19 protein-coding genes are annotated in these 20,177 nt (G+C 48.0%); 1 reads left to right on the top strand and 18 read right to left on the bottom strand.

The window, feature by feature from the left end:
* Positions 1 to 152: 152 nt before the first annotated feature.
* The 14 genes from ACXAD6_RS07975 to ACXAD6_RS07910 all read right to left on the bottom strand — a co-directional run bounded on the left by ACXAD6_RS07975 (position 153) and on the right by ACXAD6_RS07910 (position 17,107).
* Positions 153 to 1,073 carry a cell division protein FtsQ/DivIB gene (locus ACXAD6_RS07975; protein WP_474968425.1) on the bottom strand — a complete coding sequence of 307 codons (921 nt, stop codon included), beginning with the start codon at positions 1,071 to 1,073 and terminating at the stop codon, positions 153 to 155.
* 360 nt (positions 1,074 to 1,433) lie between these two features.
* Entirely contained in the window at positions 1,434 to 2,531 is a 1,098-nt protein-coding gene (gene spoVE / locus ACXAD6_RS07970; protein ID WP_474968424.1) for a stage V sporulation protein E, read from the bottom strand.
* Positions 2,532 to 2,595: 64 nt separating this feature from the next.
* Positions 2,596 to 3,939: a UDP-N-acetylmuramoyl-L-alanine--D-glutamate ligase gene (murD, locus tag ACXAD6_RS07965; protein ID WP_474968423.1), complete on the bottom strand. Its 1,344-nt coding sequence runs from the start codon at positions 3,937 to 3,939 to the stop codon at positions 2,596 to 2,598.
* On the bottom strand, positions 3,936 to 4,922 hold the full coding sequence (gene mraY / locus ACXAD6_RS07960) for a phospho-N-acetylmuramoyl-pentapeptide-transferase (RefSeq protein ID WP_474968422.1): 987 nt from the start codon (positions 4,920 to 4,922) through the stop codon (positions 3,936 to 3,938). The genes murD and mraY overlap by 4 nt, the downstream gene beginning before the upstream one ends.
* 39 nt (positions 4,923 to 4,961) lie before the next feature.
* Positions 4,962 to 6,320: a UDP-N-acetylmuramoyl-tripeptide--D-alanyl-D-alanine ligase gene (locus tag ACXAD6_RS07955; RefSeq protein WP_474968421.1), complete on the bottom strand. Its 1,359-nt coding sequence runs from the start codon at positions 6,318 to 6,320 to the stop codon at positions 4,962 to 4,964.
* Complete coding sequence (locus ACXAD6_RS07950) at positions 6,320 to 7,795, bottom strand: UDP-N-acetylmuramoyl-L-alanyl-D-glutamate--2,6-diaminopimelate ligase (RefSeq protein ID WP_474970385.1); 1,476 nt, start codon at positions 7,793 to 7,795, stop codon at positions 6,320 to 6,322. Before ACXAD6_RS07950 ends, ACXAD6_RS07955 begins: the two co-directional genes overlap by 1 nt.
* Before the next feature lie 45 nt (positions 7,796 to 7,840).
* Complete coding sequence (locus tag ACXAD6_RS07945; protein ID WP_474968420.1) at positions 7,841 to 9,763, bottom strand: stage V sporulation protein D; 1,923 nt, start codon at positions 9,761 to 9,763, stop codon at positions 7,841 to 7,843.
* 87 nt (positions 9,764 to 9,850) lie between these two features.
* Complete coding sequence (locus ACXAD6_RS07940; RefSeq protein WP_474968419.1) at positions 9,851 to 11,998, bottom strand: penicillin-binding protein; 2,148 nt, start codon at positions 11,996 to 11,998, stop codon at positions 9,851 to 9,853.
* Positions 11,999 to 12,014: 16 nt separating this feature from the next.
* Entirely contained in the window at positions 12,015 to 12,383 is a 369-nt protein-coding gene (ftsL, locus tag ACXAD6_RS07935) for a cell division protein FtsL (RefSeq protein ID WP_027954107.1), read from the bottom strand.
* Positions 12,380 to 13,360 (bottom strand): 16S rRNA (cytosine(1402)-N(4))-methyltransferase RsmH, encoded by a 981-nt coding sequence (rsmH, locus tag ACXAD6_RS07930; protein ID WP_474970384.1) that lies wholly within the window; start codon positions 13,358 to 13,360, stop codon positions 12,380 to 12,382. The genes ftsL and rsmH overlap by 4 nt, the downstream gene beginning before the upstream one ends.
* Positions 13,361 to 13,397: 37 nt before the next feature.
* Entirely contained in the window at positions 13,398 to 13,829 is a 432-nt protein-coding gene (gene mraZ / locus ACXAD6_RS07925) for a division/cell wall cluster transcriptional repressor MraZ (RefSeq protein WP_027954105.1), read from the bottom strand.
* 161 nt (positions 13,830 to 13,990) lie between these two features.
* The gene (bshC, locus tag ACXAD6_RS07920; RefSeq protein WP_474968418.1) at positions 13,991 to 15,616 is read right to left on the bottom strand and encodes a bacillithiol biosynthesis cysteine-adding enzyme BshC; all 1,626 of its coding nucleotides are present in this window, start codon (positions 15,614 to 15,616) and stop codon (positions 13,991 to 13,993) included.
* A gap of 233 nt (positions 15,617 to 15,849) precedes the next feature.
* A complete protein-coding gene (locus tag ACXAD6_RS07915; RefSeq protein ID WP_474968417.1) occupies positions 15,850 to 16,233 on the bottom strand; it encodes a DUF3397 domain-containing protein in 384 nt (127 codons plus the stop codon).
* On the bottom strand, positions 16,226 to 17,107 hold the full coding sequence (locus ACXAD6_RS07910) for a 2-dehydropantoate 2-reductase (RefSeq protein WP_474968416.1): 882 nt from the start codon (positions 17,105 to 17,107) through the stop codon (positions 16,226 to 16,228). Before ACXAD6_RS07910 ends, ACXAD6_RS07915 begins: the two co-directional genes overlap by 8 nt.
* Positions 17,108 to 17,268: 161 nt before the next feature.
* Here ACXAD6_RS07910 and ACXAD6_RS07905 point away from each other — a divergent pair, with 161 nt between their 5' ends.
* Positions 17,269 to 17,745, top strand: a complete 477-nt coding sequence (locus ACXAD6_RS07905; RefSeq protein WP_474970383.1) for an N-acetyltransferase — start codon at positions 17,269 to 17,271, stop codon at positions 17,743 to 17,745.
* A 97-nt stretch (positions 17,746 to 17,842) separates the two neighbouring features.
* Here ACXAD6_RS07905 and ACXAD6_RS07900 read toward each other — a convergent pair whose 3' ends face one another.
* The 4 genes from ACXAD6_RS07900 to ACXAD6_RS07885 all read right to left on the bottom strand — a co-directional run bounded on the left by ACXAD6_RS07900 (position 17,843) and on the right by ACXAD6_RS07885 (position 19,998).
* Complete coding sequence (locus ACXAD6_RS07900) at positions 17,843 to 18,325, bottom strand: RsfA family transcriptional regulator (RefSeq protein WP_027954101.1); 483 nt, start codon at positions 18,323 to 18,325, stop codon at positions 17,843 to 17,845.
* 66 nt (positions 18,326 to 18,391) lie between these two features.
* Complete coding sequence (locus ACXAD6_RS07895) at positions 18,392 to 19,150, bottom strand: enoyl-CoA hydratase/isomerase family protein (protein WP_474968415.1); 759 nt, start codon at positions 19,148 to 19,150, stop codon at positions 18,392 to 18,394.
* A 105-nt stretch (positions 19,151 to 19,255) separates the two neighbouring features.
* Complete coding sequence (gene rpmF / locus ACXAD6_RS07890; protein WP_027954099.1) at positions 19,256 to 19,429, bottom strand: 50S ribosomal protein L32; 174 nt, start codon at positions 19,427 to 19,429, stop codon at positions 19,256 to 19,258.
* A 47-nt stretch (positions 19,430 to 19,476) separates the two neighbouring features.
* A complete protein-coding gene (locus ACXAD6_RS07885) occupies positions 19,477 to 19,998 on the bottom strand; it encodes a YceD family protein (protein WP_027954098.1) in 522 nt (173 codons plus the stop codon).
* Positions 19,999 to 20,177 lie beyond the last annotated feature (179 nt).

Raw genomic sequence — 20,177 nt, 5'->3', positions numbered from 1 at the left:
AAAAAACCAGTACATTAGTTGTTTTCCACAGACTTTCGTTAATTTCCTCTTACATACGCTTATTTTTTTATGTTTTCCACTAGTAATTTCCGGACGGGGGAAAAGGTTTTGGGAAGGGCTGGAAAAAACACACCATCCAGCCCGGCAGCACCTTATTCCCGCCTCAACGGTTCGTCTACGACCGGATCCTGTGCCCCTTCTGTATCAGCGGCTGTGTTTTCCTGCTCCGGCTCTGCGGGCTGCTCTCCACCTTCTTCAGACGGCGCTTCACTTTCTGTCTCTGAACCAGCATCTTCTTCCACTCCGGGGTTCTCTTCATTATCTTCAGCTGTGCTGAATTCTTCGAAATAAGCCCCTACATCGATATGGATGATACCCTCCGCCCCTTCTTCCAGCTGGGCGGCAATGGAAGGATAAGCCGGCATTTTTTCCGAAAATGTCCGTATGGAAGCTTCCACCTGGTATCCATCATTCATATACAGGCGGATTTTATAAGGGTTTCCGTCCTCCGGTTCCCAGTGAACTTCTGAAATCAAGTCCGCTACACTCGAAGGCAGTTCTTTTAATTCCCCGGACATTTCCTTCAAGTACATCTCTTTATCAAATCCTGCTAAAACCGGAGCGTCTCCACCAGGAAGAGCTGTTTCCTCATCGAGCCTCGAACCGTCTTCCATGATGACATAATACTGACCATTGCTCTGCACGTATCCGATCCGTTCCGCTTCTTCCACTTCAATTGTTACATCGTTTGGAAAAGAACGGTCGATCGATGCAAAGGTAATCTCTTCGTGAGATTCAACCTTTGCCTTTAGTTCTTCCGGATCCATTCTCCAGTAATTCGTTTCGGTCGTGATTCCTGAAAGGGTCTGTATTTCCTCTGCAGACACATGGTATTCGCCTTCTACGGTGACATTCCGGACATTACTGAGTGGAGACTGCAGGTAAACAACGGCAGCAATCAGAAAAAATAAAATCGTTAAGTATAAGATTAATCGGCGGTTGGCTTTTTTACGCCTCGTCTGTTTCAGTTTTGGTATACGGTCTTCTATGGAAACTACTTTTCTTTCTTCCATAACGGGCATTTCTCCTTCTGGCTAGACACCCTTCTGCTGTCCATCTAGCTGTTTGAAAGAATGATAGTCCTCGCAAAGGTGTCTCGGATTTCCAAATACACCTAATTGGTTCCCATTATATCACAAAATGAGGGGGGGAGATTGAGTGAGTTTTACTAGATTCCTAACATTTTTGTGCAGAAGCCGTACCTTTCTTGATTGTTATGTCGAAAGGGTCTTCTTTCCTTCCCGCAAAGAAACGCACCGCCCACATAATTACCCCGGTATTTCCCCGGACAAACCTTATTCCTCCTGCCAATTTTTTCTGGACTTTGCCTCCCTGTAAAAATGGAAAAACCACTGCCGTAAAGGGCAGCGGTTTTACCGGGTGGAATAGCGGCTCACACTGAGCAGGAGTCCAAGAGAAGCCAGTGTCAAAGTGAGGGAAGATCCCCCGTAGCTGACAAGCGGTAAAGTGATCCCCGTCACAGGAATCAAACCTGTGACAACACTCACGTTAATCATCACCTGAATACTGACCATACCGACGATTCCAAGAGCAAGCAGCGACCCGAACAAATCAGGAGCGAGCAGGCTTGTTCGTATGCCTCTCCAAAGCACAATAAAAAAGAGCGAAAGGATAAAAAAACCACCCAGGAATCCCAGTTCTTCAGCAAGCACGGCAAAAATGAAATCAGTCTGCGGCTCAGGCAGATAAAAGAATTTCTGCATGCTGTTTCCAAGACCAAGACCGAGCAGTCCGCCGGGACCGATCGCATACAGCGACTGGATGATTTGAAAACCTGCCCCAAGCGGGTCCTCCCATGGATGGAGGAAAGCTGTAATTCTTTTGATCCTGTAGGGAGCTGAAGCAATTAAACCGATCATACCTGCCATTCCAGCAGCTGCAATCCACATAAAATGGCTGATCCGCGCGCCGGAAGTAAACAGCATCACGAGACATGTCCCCACCATGACGACGCCTGTCCCTAAATCGGGCTGCAGCATAATCAGGGCAAAAGGAAAAAGGATCAGAGCCAGGGCAGGGAGGAATCCCTCCTGGAACGAATTCATCTTCTTCTGCCGCTCAGAAAGAAAGCGGGAAAGATAAAGAATCAACCCCAGCTTCATAAACTCTGACGGCTGGATACTGAACATCCCCACACCAATCCAGCTCCTTGCCCCACCTCTCACCATTCCAACACCGGGAATCAGAACAGCGGCAAGAAAAAGCAGGCAGATGATCATAATCTTTTTCGAATGCGCGTGCCAGACATAGTAAGGAATTCTGGAGAGAACGACCATGGCAATCAGACCTGCAGCGGCAAAGAGAATCTGACGCTTAGCGAAGAACCACGGGTCATCAAACTTGTACTCCGACCAGATGCTGGAGGAACTGTATACCATTACAATTCCCATGATTAAAATGCCGAGAATAGCGGTGATCAACCATATATCCGGCTTTTTTGTCGTTTCCATAAAAAAAGCCCTACCTCCCATCGGAAATGGAAAACAGGGCTTAAGCTTGTCACATAAGCCCTTATTAAAGGGTATGCACAGCTTCGATAAACATGTGGCCTCTTTCTTCAAACGTTTTATATTGATCCCAGCTGGCACATGCAGGGCTTAAAAGAATAACATCTTCCTCAGCAGAACGCTGATACGCTTCCTTGACGGCCTCCTGCATCGTATCGACCTTCACGACATCAGAAATGCCAGCCTTCTCCGCGGTTCCGGCAAGAAGGTCTGCGGTTTCACCAAAGACAACCATGGATTTCACTCCAGCTAAGTAAGGAATCAGGCCGTCAAAGCTCGTTCCCCTGTCCAGACCGCCGGCCAAAAGGATGACAGGCTTTTCGAAGGACCGTAGAGCGTATGAGGTGGCCAGAAGATTCGTAGCTTTTGAATCATTGTAGAATAAACGGCCGTTCTTTTTCGTCACATACTGCAGCCGGTGGGGAACTCCAGCAAAGGTCGAGAGTACCTCTACAATCGCTTCACTGCTTATTCCGTTGGCTTTCACGGCTGCCACAGCCGCGAGAATGTTCTGCAGGTTCTGCTCCCCTACGAGAACGATATCCGCCTTCTTCATAATGGCTTCATTTTCAAAGTAGATGGAAGTCTCGTCCGCCCAGGCCCCTTTCCCCTGCTCTTTCAAAGAAAAAGGAACAAACTCTGCGGTCACTTCAGGCAGAAAGGATGCAATGGATGCGTCATCCGCATTGTAGACCAGTACGTCCTCCTCTGTCTGATTTTTAGTAATCCGCGCTTTAGCTCTATGATAATTGGCCAGCGTATGATGGTAATCCAGATGGGCTTCGTAGAGATTCAGCCAGACAGCAATATCCGGACGGAAGGTCTGGGTGCCAAGTAGCTGAAAGGAAGACAGTTCCGTGACCATCGTTTCAGCTTCAGACGTGTTTCTGGCTACCTCACAGGAGACGTGACCGATGTTTCCGGCAAGGGAAACAGGTTTCCGATCCGCTTGAATCATTTCGTGGATCAGCGTTGTCGTCGTCGTTTTTCCATTGGAACCTGTAACAGCAATCATCGGTCCTTCATGCAGCCAGCCTGTCAATTCCACTTCCGTGACGACAGGAAGATGGCGGTTGACCGCTTCTGCCACAACCGGATTTTCATAAGGAATCCCCGGGTTTTTAATAACATAATCGATGTCATCCAGTACAGATAATGGATGCCCGCCTGTAATGACTTCCGCACCGCTCTCTTTTAAATAGTGCACTTCCGGACTGTCCGGATCTGCTTTGAAGTCGTTGATTCTCACCCTTACTCCACTGTCAAGCAGCAGCTGTGCCGCTGCGGTCCCGCTCTTAGCAAGACCGAGAACAAGAACATGGGTATAAGGAAATCCACTTAGCTTCTTCATCCAAACATCACCTCAATATAAATACCAAGCACGGCAAAAATCAGTCCGACCGCCCAGAACGTCGTTACGACACGCCACTCCGACCAGCCTTTCAGTTCATAATGGTGGTGAAGGGGACTCATTTTAAACACGCGTTTCCCAGTTGTTTTAAAGGATATGACCTGGATGATGACCGAGAGGGTTTCCAGGACGAAAACTCCGCCGATCACGACTAAGATCAATTCCATTTTTGTCAGGATAGCTATGATTGCGATCGCCCCGCCGAGAGCAAGGGAACCGGTATCCCCCATAAATACTTTGGCAGGGTGGGCATTAAATACAAGGAACCCGAGAAGGGCACCGACAATAGCCAGGGAAAAAATGGTGACTTCTACATTCAGCTGGCCTGTCCATGCAAGTATTCCGAATGCACCGAAGGCAATCGCCGCAGTTCCGGCCAGAAGACCGTCCAGGCCATCGGTTAAGTTGACCGCATTGGATGCTCCTACGAGCATAAATAAAATCAGCAGGGCGTACCCCCAGCCCAAGTCAAAATCAATGGATGTACCGGGAATACTGATATACGTCGGGAAATCGGACTGCCGCAGAATCATGTAAACGACAAGAGCAATGACAATCTGCCCGAGCATCTTTTGTTTGGATGTTAATCCAAGGTTCCTTTTCAGGGCTACTTTAATATAATCATCTAAAAAGCCCAGAAGGCCGTAGCCGACTAAAACAAATAACACAAGGAACAACTGGATGTTCCCCGTGTCCGGGTTAAACCAATAGGATGAGATCAATGTTGTGATCACGACAGATACAATGATCATGACACCACCCATCGTCGGGGTGCCGGATTTTTTCTGGTGGGACTGGGGTCCCTCGTCTCGAATACTTTGACCGAATTTCAAACGTCTTAAAAATGGAATGATCATCGGCGAAATGACTACAGTGATGGCGAATGAAAGGACCATTGTTAACAGTAGTATGTATTCATTCATTGTTTGTTTTCCTCCTTTTGCAACATCATCGCCTGTCGATCACTCCACAAGGTCTGGCAGCATGTCTTCCAATTTCATTCCACGTGATGCTTTCATGAGTACGACGGTATCCGCTGTTAATAACGGGCGGATATGATGACCTGCTTGTTGCTTTTCTTTGAAATGTTTGACTTCCATGTCCGGATAACGGGAGGAAGCAGCCTCTGAAATTTTCTCAGAATGGACGCCGATTGTAAAGACAGCGTCAATCTTTTCATCTACCGCTTCGGCTACACCGGCGTGCAGCTCCTCTGATTTCTCTCCGAGCTCATACATATCCCCTAATATTAACACCTTTTTTCTTTTGGATGTCAACTGTCGGACGACTTCAATCATTGCCTTCATTGATGTCGGGGAGGCGTTATAGGCATCATTTATAATGAGGGATCCTTTATGGCCCTGATGCTTTTCAAAACGCATGCCAGACATCTGCATCTGCTGAAACCCTTGCTGGATCTCCTCTTTTGTCAATCCAAGGCGTTTGGCAAGGGCGATGACAAACGAAGCATTTTTCACATTGTGGCGGCCTGTCATTGGCAGTTCATACGCTTCTTCCATCAGCTGGAATGAAGAAGCATCGTCCGTCATAGCTGTAATTTCAGCTTTATAGTCAGACGACGGCCCGAAACCGCAGCCGATTGTACCTGCTCTTGTTTTCACATGATCAAGCAGCGGCTCATCGGCGTCGATAATCAGGCAGCCACCCTCCGCCAGTCCATCTGTAATTTCAAGCTTGGCGGCGGCAATCGCTTCTCTGGTACCTAAATTTTCGATATGGGACTCGCCGATGTTTGTAATGATCGCATGGTCCGGCCGTGCGATGTGGGACAATACGGAAATCTCACCCGCTCTGTCCATGCCCATCTCCAATACGACGGCTTCTGTGTCCGGCTGCATAGCCAGGACCGTCAAAGGAAGACCGATATGATTGTTAAAGTTTCCCGCTGTTTTATGGGTGTTGTATTTCGCTCCGAGCACAGCGGCAGTCATATCCTTTGTTGTCGTCTTTCCATTGGAGCCTGTGACGCCTATGACAATCGGATCAACTTTTTCTAAGTACCAGGAGGCGAGATCCTGGAGCGCCTTGGTCGTATCCGTTACATAAAAGATCGGAAAATCGGTAGGGATCAAAGCGGGAAGCGGCTGGTCTTCCTGCCACAAGGCAGCCACCGCTCCTTGTTTAATGGCTTCACCGGCAAAGGTATGAGCATCAAAGCTCTCCCCTACGATGGGGACGAACAAACTCTGCGGAGCCGCCTTTCTTGTATCGGTCATGATGGAGGAGACAGCGATTTTATCTTTGCCGGCTCCTTTAAAGGTTGGAAATAGATGTGTAAGCTCCTGAACGTCAAAAATCATTATGAATGCTCCTTCATTTCTCTTATTATCTCTCTTACCGTTTCACTATCATCAAAGGGATGACGGACCCCTTTAATCTCCTGATACGTCTCATGGCCTTTTCCTGCTATGAGGATCATATCCCCGTCACAAGCAGAACGAACGGCCTTTTCGAGCGCCTCCCTGCGGTCTTCGACAATTTGGTAATTCCCATGCAGATCTGCGGTGATATCCGCAAAAATCTGACCGGGGTCTTCCGAGCGGGGGTTATCTGTTGTGAAAATTACGTGATCTGCATGCTGGACACTGATTTCCCCCATCACGGACCGCTTGCTTCTGTCCCTGTCCCCGCCGCATCCGACTACGAGGATGATCTTCCCTGTAGTGACAGCTGCTGCCGTTTTCAGCACATTCTCCAGAGAATCAGGGGTATGAGCATAATCGACGACCACTCCAAAAGGCTGCCCTTCCCGAATCGATTCAAAACGCCCCTTCACCCCTTTGGTATGAAGAAAAGACTGCTGAATCGTCTCAAGTGGTGCGCCGGACAGGATGGCAGCAGCAGCTGCAGCCAGCATATTATAAATGCTGAATTCCCCCATCAAAGGGCTTTCAATCTCAATCGTTCCAATCGGGGTCTCCATTTGAAAAAAAGTCCCTTTTTCCGTCAGGCGGCAGTCCCGGGCTTGAACATCAGCCCTGCCCTTTACGCCATAGGTCAGCAGTCCCTGCGAAGTAGAACGGATAAACTTCGGGGCTGCAGGGGAGTCAATATTTATAACGGCAAAACGCTCCCGTTGTTTATTATACCCATTCCCTAATTGTGCGAACAATAGGGACTTCGCACGAAGATAATCATCAAAATGGTCATGATAATCCAGATGGTCCCTCGTCAGGTTTGTAAATACCGCCACATCGAAATCACATCCGTACACCCGCCCCTGATCGAGCGCATGAGATGACACTTCCATCACCGCATGCTCCACACCGGCTGTTTTCATATCGCTGAAATATTGATGGAGGGTTAAGGTATCAGGCGTCGTATTTTTCACAGGCCGCCGCTTTCCGGCAATATCCACTTCAATCGTTCCAATTAACCCTGTCTTCTTCTCCATCCTCTGGAATATATCATAAAGCAGATAACTGATGCTCGTCTTGCCATTGGTTCCTGTAATTCCTGTCACATGGAGACCTTCTGAAGGGTTGCGATAAAAAGCGGCGGCTGTCATAGCAGCCGCCCTGGTTGTATCATTAACAATAATAACTGGAACATTCAAAGGCAGCGGCTCTTCAGCTACCACAGCTGCCGCCCCCCGCTTGACGGCGTCAGCCGCAAAGCGGTGACCATCCATGTTCACCCCACGCATGCAGATAAACATGTCTCCAGGTGAGGTTGCGCGTGAATCCATACTGAGACCGGTAATACTGACGTGCTTCAACGACCGTGAACTTTGGTAAAAAGGGACAAAGCGGAGTACCTTTTCTAATTTCAACACTGTCACCCTCACCCGTTTACAGATTTAATGAATGACGAAAAAACATCAATTCCCAAGAAAAACACGGACGGTAGACCCTGTAGGAACCTTTACTCCTGCTTCTGGTGCCTGAGTAACGACCTTCGTCCCCTCACCGCTGACCTCTACCTCTAAATTCATCAGCATCCGGCTCAAATCTTCCTTGTCCATCCCTGTAATTTCCGGCACTTCCACGAGGGGCTCTTCCGGCCAGGCGTATTCTTTTTCCAAACCATCCTTGCGTGGTTCCACCCCCATGGCCCGCAGACTATCCCCCATGATGTTTCCAACAATCGGTGCTGCTACGACGCCGCCGAACTGAACGGTGTTTTTCGGGTTGTCAATGGCAAGATAAACAACGAGCTCCGGATCATCCGCAGGGGCAAAACCGATAAAGGAAACGATGTGGTTATTCTCCATATACTTCCCGTCCGGTCCGACTTTCTGCGCTGTACCTGTTTTCCCACCGACACGGTACCCTTCTACATAGGCGCCCCGGCCGGTCCCCTGTGCGACAACACTTTCCAGCGCATGACGGATCTGGGCAGAGGTTTCTTCTGATATGACTTGTTCTTTCATCACCGGCTCATTTTCTTCCAGCACTTCTCCTGATATTGGATCAAGCCAGGCCTCCTGGATGTATGGCTCATAATAATAGCCTCCATTCACAGCGGCGGCTACAGCCATGACCTGCTGGATCGGTGTGACAGATACTCCCTGTCCAAAAGCAGTGGTCGCCTGTTCGACAGGGCCCACATTCTCCCGTTTGAATAAAATACCACTGCCTTCTCCTTCCAGGTCAATCCCTGTCTTCGAGCCGAAGCCGAATAAGTCGATATAGTCGAACAGCTTTTCTTTGCCAAGGCGTTCTCCAAGTTCCACAAAACCAGGGTTACAGGAGTTCTGGACCACTTCTAAAAACGTCTGATCTCCATGCCCCCCGCTTTTCCAGCAGTGCAGGGTCGCCCCGTCCACTTTTACAGCACCGGAATCATGGAAGTGTTCCTCTTCAAGATCCACAAGTCCCTCTTCAAGTGCTGCAGCCAGGGTTATAATCTTAAAGGTCGATCCCGGCTCATATGTACTCCACACAGGAAGGTTGCGGTTGTACACCTCGGGTTCCACTTTTTGATAATCCGCCGGATCAAAGTTCGGCCTGGACGCCATCCCTACCACTTTGCCCGTATCCGGATCGACAGCAAGCGCTACCGCTCCGTCAGGGTTATATTTGGCCTGGGCGATATCCAGTTCCCGTTCGATAATGGACTGCACTTGATAGTCCACTGTAAGCTTGAGGTCTTTCCCGTCAATAGGAGGCTCATACACATCCGCCATATCCGGCATCCGTTTTCCCTTGGCATCAGAGAAAAAGGATAAGGCTCCTTTTTCGCCTTTCAACTCGTCATCATAATACGCTTCAAGTCCCAGAAGACCCTGGTTATCGATGCCACTGAAACCCAGCACATGGGATAAAAAAGAGCCGTGCGGGTAGTACCGCTCTGAATCCTCAGCAATATAGACACCCGGCATATTCAACGATTGAATCGCCGCCGCCTGCTCCTCTGAAATCTTCCGTCCCTCCGGGTGAATTTTTTCGATGGAGATCAGCTTCGTTACGTGTGTGTAGGCTTTCTCCACACTCATATCCAAAATCTTCGAAAGGTTCTTCGCTGTCTGTTCGGGTTCTTTAATCTGCCTCGGTACAACCATGACTGTCGGCGCTGACTGATTTCCTACCAGCACCTCTCCATTCGTATCAAGAATCTTCCCCCGCTCGGGCTCGAAGGTAATATCCCTGCTCCAGGACTCTTCAGCCTTCGCAATGAGAAAGTCGCTCAAGAAGAACTGCACATACCCGAGCCTTCCGGCAATGACCATGAAAATAAACATGCCCACAAAAAAGACAGTGACTAATCGTTTCTTTACGATTACCTGTGATACTCGTCTCATCTCCATAACTCCTTTAACAAGTCGTAGAGTCAGCTTGTATCACTATATGCAATCGAAAAACGATTAGAACACTGCCTGGACAAGGGGTTACGGCTGTTCCGGCACAGCCAGTTCAACGACTAAATAACCATCATCTTTGATTTCAGAACCAGCAGCAATGCTTTGTGTTTCTACATAACCACTGCCCATAATTTCCATTTTCAAGTTGAAATGCTTTGCCAGACGCTGGACATCGCGGAGCGAATATCCTGTCAAATCCGGCATCTTCGGCTCATCGGTTACAATAAACACCCGCTGGTTTTCCACGACCTGCTCTCCTGATGAGGGGAGAACAGCTTCAACGGTGTTTCCGTCACCAATCACTTCCACATGAGGGAAAGAAGATTGAAGCGTGTCCTCAGCTTCCTGAACGGACTTTCCAGATACGTCTGGAATCGTGACAGGTTCCAAAGACTCTTCTGCATCTTTATCAGGCTGAATGTTCAAATAATGCAGGCTGTTTTCCATCACGGTCCGAACGATATAGGAAACAGGCTCAGATCCGAGCTCTGTCACCTCAAGTTCCGGCTGCTGGACAGCTACATACATCAACAGCTCGGGATCTTCTGCAGGAGCCATTCCCAGGAAGGAAAAGACATAATTGTTCCGGCCGGTCAGATACCCTTCCCCGGGCTTACTGATCTGGGCGGTTCCTGTCTTGCCTGCAAGGGAATAATCGTCCAGCTTAAAGGATTGGCCCGTTCCATCTTCTGAGGTAATCACCGTGCCCATCAATTCACGCATCTGCTCGGCTGTCGAAGCAGAAACCGGCTCACCAATCTTCTCCGGCTTCCCTTCCTCGATCACCTCTCCTGTGTCACTGGAAGTAATTTTGGAAAGCATGTATGGACGCATCATTTCCCCATCGTTGGCAATGGCTGTAGCCCCCGTCATGAGCTGGATCGGCGTAAATGTAGAGCCTTGGCCGAAGGAGGTCGTAATCTGCTCAATGGGACGCTCATACACAAATTTCCCAGTCGTTTCATTCGGCAGATCAATCCCTGTCTTCTGATCGAGGTTGAAATCGGATAGATATTCCCTCAGCTTCGTCGGTCCCAGCACCTCATAGGCAAGCTTCGAGGAAGCCACGTTGGAAGATCTGCGGAAACCTTCGTCATATGAAATATCATCCCACCCCTGTCCATTGTTATGATCGCCAATGGATGGGGAGCTTTCCGTCACTTTATAGGTTCCGGATTCAAAGAGTTCATTCCCGTTATAGACGCCCTCTTCCATGGCACTTGCCCATGTAAAGATCTTCATCGTGGAACCGGGTTCAAACGGATAGGAAATCAAGTCGTTGTACCAGTTATCCACGTCACCGATATCATTCGGATTGTAGCTTGGGCGGTTACTCATGGCAAGAACCTCTCCTGTTTCAGGGTCCATCACTGCAGCCATGATTTTCTCTGGATTGTACTGTTCATCCACCTGGGACATCGCGTCCTCGAGGAATGTCTGGATTTTTTGGTCGATCGTTAAATACACATCGCTGCCATCCTCTGGTTCGGTCATAATTTCATTCGGATTCAGCAGCTTCGTCCCGTATTTATCCCGTTCATAACTGATTTTCCCTTTTTCCTCCTGAAGGTAATCCTCCATCTGCTTCTCGATGCCGGTCACACCGGAAATGCTGCCTTCCTGGGTGCGGGCAAAACCGATTAAGTGGGAGGCAAACACACCGTTCGGGTAATAACGTTTGGATTCTTCCTTAAAGGAGATGCCATTCAGTTCAAGGTCTTTGATCTCTTCCATTTCCTCTTGAGTGAGAGAACTGGAATTCGTCCCGAACTCTACCTGAAAACGGCCGTCTTCCTGAGCGGATCTCAGCTTGTCCGCAATCTCACTCGCTTCCATCCCTAATAAAGGCGCAAGCCCCGAAGCGGTTTCGTCGATATCGTCGACATGCTGGGGCTCAGGAAGGTTTTTGGAATAGGAGGGATCTACAACAGCATAAAGCCTGTAGGTCGGGCGGTCATAAGCAAGGACCATTCCGTTCTTATCGTAGATTTTCCCCCGGGCGGCATCGATTTCATAGGAGCTTGTACGGATGTCCTCTGCATACTCGGACAAATCCACCCCTTCGATGGTGGCGGCGGTTTCTATATAGAGGAAGCGCCCCACGATGACGAGGAAGAACAAGGAAAACACGGCGATTAATATTAAGGAACTAAGGTTTTTTTTATTGTTCATCATAGATGATCACCAGCGTTTATTCTTGACTGATTTTGCCGGCCTGTTTCACCTGGGCATTCTGAATGTTCAACCCGTTCTCCTTGGCTATCGTCAGGATTCGGTCCGGGTTGCTTAATTCCTTCACCTGGTAGGCCAGATTTTCATTCTGGGATTCCTGTTTGGATATGTCCTGCTCCAAACTGCGGATATCACGGTTGATGGCATCCGTTTCTGCTGAGGTATGGATTAAAAAAACAGAAGCCGCCAGTACTACAGAGGTGGTTATGGAATACAAAAATTTTTCGCCGGTACTTAACCATTTCTTTTTATGTACCTTTACCTTGACCTGTTTCTGTCTGTCAGGCTGCTGTAAAGGCTGCTGTTTTCTAATCTTTTCAGCACTCATGTTTGTTTCCACCCTTCATTAAATTCGAATTCTTTATTCCAAGGTTTGACTTTCTCGGCAATCCTCAATTTCGCTGAACGGGAACGGCGGTTTTCCTCCAATTCGCGCTCTTCCGCTACTATAGGCTTTCGACTGACTAAACGGAAAGGTGGCTGTTTGTCCTCTGGAATCATTGGAATATTTTTTGGAAGTGGTGGGTTCGAGCTCCATTTTTTGAAGGCCTGCTTACATAACCGGTCCTCAAGGGAATGGAACGTGATGACGGCTACCCGGCCGCCGACGCTGACCATTTCAGCTGCCTGCTGAAGGCTGTCCTGAAAAGCACCCAGCTCATCATTAACAGCAATCCGCACAGCCTGGAATATCCGTTTGGCCGGATGTCCACCTTTTCTTCTTGCCGGTGCAGGTATTCCTTCCTTCACTAATTCAACCAGCTGGCCTGTCGTTTCAATCGGGCCGGTTTCCCTCGCAGCTTCAATTTTACGGGCGATCTGCTTTGAAAACTTTTCTTCCCCGTATTTAAAGAAAATGCGCACAAGATCTTCATACGCCCATTCATTGATGACATGCCAGGCGCTTAAGTCACTATTCTGGTTCATGCGCATATCCAGTGGAGCATCCTGATGGTAGCTGAAGCCGCGTTCTTCGACATCCAGCTGAGGGCTGCTCACTCCCAGATCGTAAATAATTCCGTCAACTTCTGAAAGACCGAGTTCAAGAAGCTCTTCCTTTAACTGGCGGAAATTGGCACGGACAAACGTAATGTGCTCCTCATAAGGTTTCAGACGCTCTTCTGCTGCTTGCAGGGCTGTTTCATCCTGATCGAAACAAATGAGTCTTCCCTTTCCTGTCAAGGCAGAGGCGATGACTTCCGAATGCCCTCCGCCACCAAGGGTGCAGTCGACATAGATGCCTTCCGGGTCCACATTCAAAGATTCAATGGTTTCATTTTTTAGTACACTGTAATGTTCAAACATAAATTTCACTCGTTTCTAATCTGTCAAATGTCAAATATCAAATATCAAAATCCAGCATGTTTTCAGCAATTTCAGAGAAGGATTCCTCTGATGCATCAAAGTAACTTTCCCACTCATCGTGACTCCAAAACTCGATACGGTTGGAAACGCCGATGACCACACATTCTTTTTCCAGGGAAGCGTACTTACGCAGAGGGGCGGGGATATTGATACGTCCCTGCTTGTCCACTTCGCACTCTACAGCTCCTGAAAAGAAAAAACGGGTGAAAGCACGGGCATCTTTTTTAGTAAGGGGAAGTTTTTTCAGTTTCTCTTCCAGCAGTCTCCACTCGTTCATAGGATAGGCAAATAAGCATTGATCTAATCCTCTCGTCAGGACAAAACAATCGCCCAGGCCGGGACGGAATTTCGAAGGGATGATGATTCTCCCTTTCGTATCAATGTTGTGTTGAAATTCTCCCATGAACATAGAGGTCCCCCACCTTCTATTTTCACCTTACCACATCGCCCCACTTTTCTCCACTTACTTTTTTATGATTCTCCCCCCACAAAAAAAATCCTGCCTGTAAAGGCAGGATTTTCAAAGGAATCACACGTTTTTGTAAAGGTGGGAGAAGGTGGGGACACGTCCTACAAGTAAACGACATAATGGTCGTGTTCAAAGCTCAGATGGTGTCTGTTCATCTCCTGGAACAAAGACAAGCCGTATCCATTCACCCATGGGAGAATGTTCCACATGCGTTCCTGGAGACCACCAGCCGGATGCAGGGTGATATCGATATCATCAAACTGGTCGAGCTCTCTGCGATACGTATCCTCCAGCGAGTGGAGCATCCGCTTTTCAAGGAAAGCCACCGTCTCCTGTAGATAGGCAAGGTTTTTATCGGCAAGCTGGCCGAGGTCTCCCCCAAGTTCTGCGGCTTTTTCACGGAGAGGAGCATGGATTCGGGCTATTTCATCCTTCACCTGCTCACTCAGCCGCTTCACCGGCGGTGTGCTCACAGCACTGATCCAGTTCATCTTCTTCTCCGCCGCGCCATTCTTCACCACATCTTCAACTGAAAGCTGGAAGTGACGAAGACTACGATCCGTTTTCCTGTCTACCAGCGTAAAGGATAACCGCGGCAGGACAGGCGGCATACAGAGACCAGCGGCATCGAATGCCGGCTTCAGCGCTGACCAGTAATTGATTTCACCAGGACCGCCGATGAAAGCCAGGACCGGAAACAAGGATTCCTGCATCAATGGTCGTGTGACTACATTGTTACTCAGTTTTTCAGGCGATTCCTCAGCAATATGAAGAAGTTCTTCTTTAGACAAAACCACTTCGTTATTTTTCCCTCTGAATCTTCCCTCCTCGTCACGGACGAGAAGAATACGATCGCCGCGATCATGGTAAAAGAGGTGGGCATCCTGCATTTCACTGTCCAGCAGCGTTTCATAGCCTTCCTGACGGTTTTTCTGAAGAACAGAAAAAACACCTCCGGCCATTTCCCTGTTTTGATGAATCATGGTTGTGAAATAGGGAGTCTCCAGTCTCCTCACCTCTGGGTCATGGGCATCGATCAATACAAGACCCTCATGCGGGAACAACTGATAGATTAACCGGGCGAAAAAATCGGTATAGCTGTCGGACTGGTGCAGATGATCCTGTACCAGCTGGTAGAAGTGGTTCGTGTTCTCGGTTTCCGGCAGCATACGGAACACATCTTCAAGCCACGCATCCGCTTCTGTCTGGTCCATCTGCAGTTCGGAAACGGAGGATTTCACTTCAGGTTCATGCCCGATCGTTTTCTTCTCCATCCGTCCTTCCTGCTTCATCATGATGTGATTGATTTCATCAAAGTCATGATCCTCCCCGGCAATCCAGAAAACGGGAATGACCGGCCGGCCCAGTTCCTTTTCTTTCTGTCCGGCCAGCTGCAGGACTGAAATGATTTTATGAACCGAATATAAGGGGCCTGTAAGCAGACCCGCCTGCTGACCCGCTATAACCACAACACTCTCTTCATCTTTCAGCCGTTCTATATTTTCCAGCGTTTCTCTAGGGACCTCCCACTTTTCGTTCATTGTCTTCAATACTCCTGAGAGGGCTTCTCTCTGGTACGTCTTGGTTTTCAAATCCTCCAGGCGGTCGGCCCAGACATTTTCGTCGTAAGGAGAATAGGAAAAACGGTCGGCAATTTTTTCATAGCTATATTTATAATCACGAAACAGCGTCTGTTTCGGCTCCATGTTCATAGAATCAATACGCATATTAAGGCTCCTTTGTAGGCAGAATTACACTTTACAGTATGTATCCTATTGTATTGTACAAAAAACCAGCCAAGAGTTCACCTTATCTGTTTATAAGATGAACATTTCTTATTTCCCCTGTCCTCATTCCCTGTAGGTGAAAAGTAAAGAGTCATAAAAAAACTGCTCCTGATAGAGAGCAGTCTGCTGCTTTAGTATTCCCGGTCCTGTGCAGGACTACACGTGCGGAGGATTCAGCTGAAAAACAACCGGAAGATCAATCCGAAGGTCGACAGTCCGATGTAAAACAGGCCGAACAAAAGGAAACTCACTCTCCAAAAACCACGGACAGCCCGGAACAGCCGGACCTCTTCCTTTAATTTGTACTGGGTAATGATGGACAGCCCCAGCAGAAGGAGAAGAAAGATTAGAATGAAAGGAAAAAAACTGCGGTCAAACAGAACAATCAGCAGAACATGGACAGCCAGAACAAACACAGGAGCCGTGAAGCCGGCCGTCCGGTGGATGGCCTTCCACTTATGCTTACTCCATTTCCTTGCGAAGAAATAAAAGACAACCAGGAATGGAAGAGGAAGGGTAAGGACAGCACCGATACTATAGGCAAGCCAGTCACTCATCAACGATCACCCCCTTTTCATATTCCATGGCGTGCACAGCTTCCAGGATAAACTGATGAACAGGAAGATCTTCACGGGAACGGTCGAGAATAAATCCGGAAATAGCTTTTATTTCTGTTCGACGTCCCTCTTGGAGATCCTTCCACATTGATGACTGGTTTCCACCGGTCTGTTCCGCAATAGAAAGCACCCGGTCCCACTGGTGCTGGACATCCAGACCAAGCGTACGGCAGGCTTCCTCACAAAGCCGGTACCCGAGTGAACGGATATAAGGATTATCTTTGACCGCACGGTTCTTCTGCTTGAATAACGCAGTCAGTGGATTGATTACTGCGTTGACCACCAGCTTTTCTGAGAGCATTTCCACCGCGTCAGCATGGACAAGAAAAGGAAAATCCTCTTGATGGAGAGAGTCTGCCAGCTCTTCCATATCAGGAAGTGAACCTGTGAATGGAGCCGCTTTTATGCGCCCTTTCCCTGTATGGGCCACTTCATTGGAGGAAACTTTGAGCGCTCCATGTTCCACCACGGCAGCAAACGTATCCAGATTGAGGCTTTGAAGCTGGTCCAGGTGGCTCATACCATTCTGGAGAAAAAGATACTTGCCGTTTTCAGGAAGAGGCAGAGATAGAACCCCTTTAAGATCATACTGCTTCACACTGACAAGCCAGACGTCCATGTCCCGGGGCATCCGCGGATATACATGAGCTTCTACAAAAACAGCTGAAGACAGTGCATCGCACCAGATACCTTCGCGGCAGAGGATATCTTTTTGTTCCTCGTTTCTTACCACCATATGTACATCATGTGTCCTTCCGAGATAAGCTCCGGCTAATAACCCGACAGCACCCCCGCCGATAACCCCTATTCTCATCCCCTCTCCCCCGTTCATCCTTATCTAAGTTCTCATTGTAGCAGAAACTTTTTCACAATTGCAGTCGATTCCTGTCCCGTTGGTAATTATTCATTTCTTTCTGAATATTTTTATATTATAATGAGTGTATATATAGATAATTGAAAGGGGTTTCTTTCATGATGACAAAAACAAAAGTAGAACCTTTATTAGTCAATTACAAAACACTGGAAGAATTCAAGCGCTTTAAAGAATACGGCAATCAGGAACTTGCAATGCTCGAAGATCTGGAAAGCAACATTGTGGAAAACGACAGCGAATCACCTTTTTACGGCATTTACTATGGAAGCGCTTTAGTTGCGCGGATGAGCCTGTACAGAGTCAGAGCTAAATACGATCACTATTTTGATCCCGCTCAGGATTACCTTGAACTGTGGAAGCTCGAAGTTCTTCCTGATTACAGGGGTCAGGGCTTCGGCCGGTCATTGGTAGAATTCGCTAAGAGTTTTGAGCTCCCAATAAAAACCAACCCAAGAATCAATTCCCACGGATTTTGGGAAAAGACGGGCTTCCAAAAAGCTCAGTATGATATGGAAAGAGATTTAGGAGAAAATCCGCTCATCTGGATGCCTTCCGGCGTGGAGGAAAGAGAATACTGATGAAGGAGAATGAGGCCGCTACACTCTGCTGTAGGGGCCTTTTTTTGAGGATAGATGGGATAACAGATAATAAAACCAATCTCACAGGCCGTATGAATCACACACCACTTTCACTTGTTCGCTGCTTCTTGACCCAGTGGACGAGCTTATCCATTTCATTCCAGGCAGCTTCCCACTGTTTAAGCTCCTGCCTTAACTTTTCATTGTCTTCATTCAGCTGTTTCAGTTGATCTTCGAGACTCGCCTTTCCTTCTTCCTCATGCTGTCTTGATTTCATTTCTTTCAAAAATGAGATCGCCGCATCCAGAGACATGGGGGTTTCTTCCGCAGTGGCCGGGGGGGTGTAGAGAGTGCGAGTGGCTTTACGGCTGTTTTTCGCCTCTTGAATTTCCTTATGGTACTGCTTTCTCACTGTGGCATTCCAGCGAAAGCCACAGGCTGCCGGAGTACGGTGCAGATGAGCCGCGACCTCCTGGAAAGCTTCCAGCTGCGTTTTCCCTTCCCGGATGTACTTTAAGACCGTTGTCGCGAGCAGAAGGTCCTCATCATCTTTCCACGCGTCCTGCCTAGGGGCATCCATAAACATCCCTCCTCTATCGTTTGCTTATAGTTATGCAGGAGGGATGATTGATAGAATCGTAACCTTTCATCTTTTTCTTGTCTGCAAGAATTTTTTTACGGCTCTTTTATGCTCCACAGATTCCCAGAGTCTGGAACACTGCAGCACTTCAGCCTCCATACGGTCCAGAAGATTCCCTGTATCCATGCGCTTTAAATACTGCCCTTTCAAAATCCTCATCTGTCTGGGCGTTTTGTTCATAAACCCCTGGAACATACGGCCTTCCACTTCTTTTTCCGTCCACACTTTATGAAGCCATCCGATCCGGAGGGCCTCTTCTGCTGTGTACATCTCTGCGTCCATTAACCAGTGGGCGGCCCGTGTTGGATGGATCCTTTCATAAAGCAGCTCCCCACCCCCGAAACCAGGCACAAGACCGAGATTGCCCTGGACGAATCCAAAGGACGCCGTTTCCGACCCATAACGAAAATCACAGGCCGTCGCCAGCTCACAACCGCCCCCTCTTGCCTGTCCGTTCAAAAGAGCTGCGACCGGGGTGGGAAACGTCAGGAGATCGTAGACAACCTCTTTGATCCGATTCAGCTTTTCATATGCCTCCCCCATCGATAAATGACCGTGGAACTCCGTCAAATCCCCACCAGCACAGAACGCTTTTTTTCCAGCTCCTGTAAGAACGACAAAACTTACATCCTCTTTTTCCCTCAGTTCTTCCAGCTGCCATTTCAGTTCTGAGGCCATTTCTGAAGATAGGGCGTTCAGTTTTTCCGGTCTGTTCAGGATCACTTCAGCCATTCCTTCCCGGCGTTTGACGATAACGTGGCTCATGCACACCTCTCCCTTCCCTTTCTTCCTTCAATGTACCAGATCATGACACCGAATCCTATACGGCCATAAAAAAAAGCCTGACCGAAGTCAGGCTTTCCTGGTGAATTAGTTGTTCACCACTTGTTTTCCATTATATTGTCCACAAGATTTGCAAACATGGTGTGGTTTTGAGAACTCGCCGCAGTTATCACATTTCACCATTCCTGGTGCGTGAAGTTTCTTGTGCGTACGGCGTTGGTTCTTGACTTTCTTAGACGTTCTGCGCTTAGGTACTGCCATGTTGTACACCTCCTTTAAGTAAGAATCTGAGAACCATGAAGATAGTCTTATTCGTTCTCTTTGTCATTCAATAATGATTGCAGTTTAGCCATTCGAGGATCCACTTTCTTTTCCTCTGGTTCCTCTGTAACCACCTGCCAGCCTTTCCCTTCATCAGGGGCTGCTTCATGAGCCTCATCATCTTCGGAAAATACGCGTGTCGGAATCTCCAGTTGTACATTTTCCTTGATATAAGGCGTTAAGTCAAGCACTTCTCCATTCACGGGATGAACTTCAGAGTCATCTTCTTCTGTATGGTAAGGTGACAGATTGAATGCCTCCAGAGCATCAATGTGAAATGGGTAAGTCACATCTACTAACGTCCGGGCACAAGGCAACACCATTTCTCCATCAATCGAAAAAGTTACCGTTATATCATTTCCTCGTGTGATTGCTTGACCTTTGACATGAACAGGGGAAATCCTGCGAATGTCATTGTTCATCTGCTCTAATTCGCGAATATCTACATGTTCCTCAAAGTAAAACGGATCATCACCCGTCTGTTTGAGTTTTTGTAGAGGAAATTTCATAGTTATCACCTCATGGCAACAAGAGTTATTGTAAAAGGATTTCGCTGATTTGTCAATATTTTTTCTTTACAGCATTTCCTTTCAGCTGTGTTGTTTAATAAAGATAACATATTTACAGGGAAACAAGCGAATTTTCCCCTATTCCATGATAAAATAAACCAAACACATGTTCAACAGCG

The organism is Halobacillus sp. ABH2_015, assembly GCF_056158945.1.
This window is presented reverse-complemented; position numbering and strand designations above follow the sequence as displayed.

Excerpts from the sequence above, each read along its gene's own strand:
- mraZ (WP_027954105.1), bottom strand. The coding sequence starts at position 13,829 with ATGTTCATGGGAGAATTTCAACACAACATTGATACGAAAGGGAGAATC.
- ACXAD6_RS07955 (WP_474968421.1), bottom strand. The coding sequence starts at position 6,320 with ATGATTTTTGACGTTCAGGAGCTTACACATCTATTTCCAACCTTTAAA.
- rpmF (WP_027954099.1), bottom strand. The coding sequence starts at position 19,429 with ATGGCAGTACCTAAGCGCAGAACGTCTAAGAAAGTCAAGAACCAACGC.
- ACXAD6_RS07975 (WP_474968425.1), bottom strand. The coding sequence starts at position 1,073 with ATGGAAGAAAGAAAAGTAGTTTCCATAGAAGACCGTATACCAAAACTG.
- ACXAD6_RS07940 (WP_474968419.1), bottom strand. The coding sequence starts at position 11,998 with ATGATGAACAATAAAAAAAACCTTAGTTCCTTAATATTAATCGCCGTG.
- ACXAD6_RS07900 (WP_027954101.1), bottom strand. The coding sequence starts at position 18,325 with ATGGATGCCCCTAGGCAGGACGCGTGGAAAGATGATGAGGACCTTCTG.
- ACXAD6_RS07905 (WP_474970383.1), top strand. The coding sequence starts at position 17,269 with ATGACAAAAACAAAAGTAGAACCTTTATTAGTCAATTACAAAACACTG.
- murD (WP_474968423.1), bottom strand. The coding sequence starts at position 3,939 with ATGAAGAAGCTAAGTGGATTTCCTTATACCCATGTTCTTGTTCTCGGT.
- rsmH (WP_474970384.1), bottom strand. The coding sequence starts at position 13,360 with ATGTTTGAACATTACAGTGTACTAAAAAATGAAACCATTGAATCTTTG.
- mraY (WP_474968422.1), bottom strand. The coding sequence starts at position 4,922 with ATGAATGAATACATACTACTGTTAACAATGGTCCTTTCATTCGCCATC.
- ACXAD6_RS07945 (WP_474968420.1), bottom strand. The coding sequence starts at position 9,763 with ATGAGACGAGTATCACAGGTAATCGTAAAGAAACGATTAGTCACTGTC.
- ACXAD6_RS07910 (WP_474968416.1), bottom strand. The coding sequence starts at position 17,107 with ATGAGAATAGGGGTTATCGGCGGGGGTGCTGTCGGGTTATTAGCCGGA.
- spoVE (WP_474968424.1), bottom strand. The coding sequence starts at position 2,531 with ATGGAAACGACAAAAAAGCCGGATATATGGTTGATCACCGCTATTCTC.
- ACXAD6_RS07915 (WP_474968417.1), bottom strand. The coding sequence starts at position 16,233 with ATGAGTGACTGGCTTGCCTATAGTATCGGTGCTGTCCTTACCCTTCCT.
- bshC (WP_474968418.1), bottom strand. The coding sequence starts at position 15,616 with ATGCGTATTGATTCTATGAACATGGAGCCGAAACAGACGCTGTTTCGT.
- ftsL (WP_027954107.1), bottom strand. The coding sequence starts at position 12,383 with ATGAGTGCTGAAAAGATTAGAAAACAGCAGCCTTTACAGCAGCCTGAC.
- ACXAD6_RS07885 (WP_027954098.1), bottom strand. The coding sequence starts at position 19,998 with ATGAAATTTCCTCTACAAAAACTCAAACAGACGGGTGATGATCCGTTT.
- ACXAD6_RS07895 (WP_474968415.1), bottom strand. The coding sequence starts at position 19,150 with ATGAGCCACGTTATCGTCAAACGCCGGGAAGGAATGGCTGAAGTGATC.